1 protein-coding gene and 1 pseudogene are annotated in these 3,587 nt (G+C 38.8%); both read right to left on the bottom strand.

Annotation, left to right across the window (positions count from 1 at the left end):
- On the bottom strand, positions 1 to 3,267 hold a 3,267-nt coding region (rpoC, locus tag AC1DPQ_RS21370), incomplete at its 3' end, for a DNA-directed RNA polymerase subunit beta' (RefSeq protein ID WP_477610809.1).
- Between the two features lie 87 nt (positions 3,268 to 3,354).
- A pseudogene (locus AC1DPQ_RS21365) lies at positions 3,355 to 3,543 on the bottom strand (DNA-directed RNA polymerase subunit beta); the annotation flags it as partial.
- Between the last annotated feature and the right edge of the window lie 44 nt (positions 3,544 to 3,587).

Below are 3,587 nucleotides of genomic sequence, written 5' to 3'. Positions count from 1 at the left end.
CTTATCAACGATCTGAACTGAAGGGTTTTTAGTTTTATCACGTGTATCGATAATTACTTTTTCACGGTGACCAGTTTGCTCATCTGATTCTTCACGGAAGGTTACACCTTCAATAATGGCATCAAATTGTGCTTTACCGGCAAATTCTGATAGAATAACCGCGTTGTACGGATCCCACGAACAGATTTTATCACCTTTAGAAAGTTTATCACCTTCTTTTACGAACAAGAATGCACCGTAAGGAATGTTATTGGTTACAATGATACGTCCGGTTCCTGGCTCAACAATTTTGAACTCACCTGAACGGCCCAATACCACCTGAACTGTTCCTTCTTCTGTTTGTGTATCTACAGTACGGATATTTTCGAATTCGATTACACCATCAAACTTAGCTACGATGTTAGATTCTGCAGCAATGTTTGATGCAGTACCACCCACGTGGAAAGTACGAAGTGTTAACTGTGTACCCGGCTCACCGATTGACTGTGCTGCAATTACACCAACTGCCTCACCTCTCTGAACACGTTTACCAGATGCTAAGTTACGGCCATAACATAATGCACAAACACCACGTTTAGATTCGCAAGTTAGTACTGAACGGATCTCGATACCTTCTAGTGGAGATTCTTCGATCAATTTAGCTACATCTTCGTTAATATCTTCTCCAGCACCCACCAATAAAGTGTTATCCAATGGATTGTACACATCATGTAGTGAAGTACGGCCTAAAATCCTGTCGTATAATGGCTCAACGATATCTTCCTGATCTTTTAAAGCGGTAGTATACATACCTCTTAAAGTACCACAATCGTTATCGTTAACAATCATATCCTGCGCCACATCATGTAAACGACGGGTTAAGTAACCCGCATCCGCCGTTTTTAACGCCGTATCCGCCAAACCTTTACGTGCACCGTGAGTAGAGATAAAGTACTCTAATACCGATAAACCTTCTTTAAAGTTTGATAAGATCGGGTTTTCGATGATATCGCCACCTGAACCTGATTTTTGAGGTTTCGCCATCAAACCACGCATTCCGCAAAGCTGACGAATCTGCTCTTTAGATCCACGTGCACCTGAATCAAGCATCATGTAAACCGAGTTAAAACCTTGGTTATCTGACGATAACTGAGTCATAACGAATGTAGTTAACCTGTTGTTGATACGGGTCCAGATATCAATAATCTGGTTGTAACGTTCGTTGTTGGTAATGAAACCCATGTTATAGTTGTTTCTTACCTCTTCAACTTCAGCTGCTGCCTGTTCTAATAAAGTATGTTTTTCTACCGGAATGTTTACGTCTTGTAAGTTGAACGATAAACCTCCCTGGAATGCCATACGGAATCCTAATTCTTTGATATCATCTAAGAATTGAGAAGCACGGGCCATACCAGTCATTTTCACTACTTCACCAATAATATCTCTTAAAGATTTTTTGGTTAATAATTCATTGATATAACCAACTTCTTCAGGGACCATTTGGTTGAACAATACTCTACCTACAGTGGTTTCAGTTAATTTATTAACGATAGAACCATCGCCTTGTTTAACATTTACCCTTACTTTGATAAATGCATGCAAGTCTAATTCTTTCTCGTTATAAGCAATGATAACTTCTTCCGGAGAATAGAAATTCGAATCCTGTCCTTTTACAACTCTGGTTTCATCTGTTCTACGGCCTTTAGTAATATAATAAAGACCCAAAACCATATCCTGTGATGGTACTGTAATTGGCGTACCGTTTGCAGGGTTTAAGATATTGTGTGCGGCCAACATTAATACTTGGGCTTCCAAAATTGCTGCATTACCTAAAGGTAAGTGGACAGCCATCTGGTCACCATCAAAATCGGCGTTGAACGCAGTACAAACTAGTGGGTGTAACTGGATTGCTTTTCCTTCAATTAATTTTGGCTGGAAAGCCTGAATACCTAGTCTGTGTAGCGTAGGTGCACGGTTTAATAATACCGGGTGACCTTTTAATACATTTTCTAAAATATCCCAAACTAATGGATCTTTTCTATCAACGATTTTCTTAGCAGATTTAACTGTTTTTACTACACCACGCTCAATCATCTTACGAATAATGAATGGTTTGTAAAGCTCAGCAGCCATATCTTTCGGAATACCGCACTCGTGCAATTTAAGGCTAGGCCCTACAACAATTACCGAACGAGCTGAATAATCCACACGTTTACCTAATAAATTCTGACGGAAACGACCTTGTTTACCTTTCAGGATATCTGAAAGTGATTTCAAAGCACGGTTACCTTCAGTTTTTACCGCGTTAACTTTACGTGAGTTATCGAATAACGAATCTACAGCTTCCTGCAACATACGTTTCTCGTTACGTAAAATTACCTCTGGTGCTTTAATCTCGATCAAACGTTTTAAACGGTTGTTACGGATAATTACACGGCGGTATAAATCATTTAAATCGGAAGTAGCGAAACGGCCACCTTCTAATGGCACTAACGGACGTAATTCTGGTGGAATAACCGGAACGATTTTAACAATCATCCACTCAGGGCGATTCTCGATACGTGTATTAGCTCCACGGAAAGCTTCAACAACCTGAAGACGTTTTAAAGCCTCATTTTTACGTTGCTGAGAAGTTTCGTTAGCTGCCTGGTGACGTAAATCATAAGATAAAGTATCTAAATCAATACGTTTTAATAAATCTTCTAATGCTTCAGCACCCATTTTGGCGATGAATTTATTAGGATCTTTATCGTCTAAGTATTGGTTTTCTTTAGGTAATTTATCTAAGATATCTAAATATTCTTCTTCCGTTAAGAAGTCCATATAGTTGATACCTTCTTCAGCCATTAAGCCTGATTGAATAACTACGTAACGCTCGTAATAGATAATTAAATCTAATTTTTTAGTAGGTAAACCTAATAAATAACCGATTTTGTTTGGTAAAGAGCGGAAGTACCAGATGTGTGCAACAGGAACCACTAAAGCAATGTGTCCCATACGCTCACGACGTACTTTTTTCTCCGTTACTTCAACACCACAACGATCGCAAACAATACCTTTATAACGGATACGTTTGTATTTACCGCAATGACATTCGTAATCTTTTACCGGACCAAAAATACGCTCACAGAACAAACCATCACGCTCAGGTTTGTAAGTACGGTAGTTAATGGTTTCTGGTTTCAACACCTCACCGCTTGAGCGTTCCAAAATAATTTCTGGAGACGATAAGCTAATCGTGATTGATGTGAAATTGCTTTTTAATTTATTATCCTTTTTGTAAGACATATCTTTTTGTTTTTAGTAGCAAGTACTTAGTATCAAGTATCGAGATTGAATTAACCTTCTTGATACTCGATACTTTATACTTAATACTTAGTCTAACGTAATATCTAAACCTAATCCGCGTAACTCATGTACCAATACGTTGAACGATTCTGGTACACCTGGTGTTGGTAGGTTCTCACCTTTAACAATGGCTTCGTAAGTTTTGGCTCTTCCGATTACATCATCCGATTTAACGGTTAAGATCTCCTGAAGAATATTAGCTGCACCGAATGCCTCACGGTTAAGATCTCCTGAAGAATATTAGCTGCACCGAATGCCTC

This window comes from Pedobacter sp. 01T416_2, assembly GCF_056398925.1.
The sequence above is the reverse complement of the archived record's forward strand: the minus strand, read 5'-3'. Positions and strand labels throughout refer to the sequence as shown.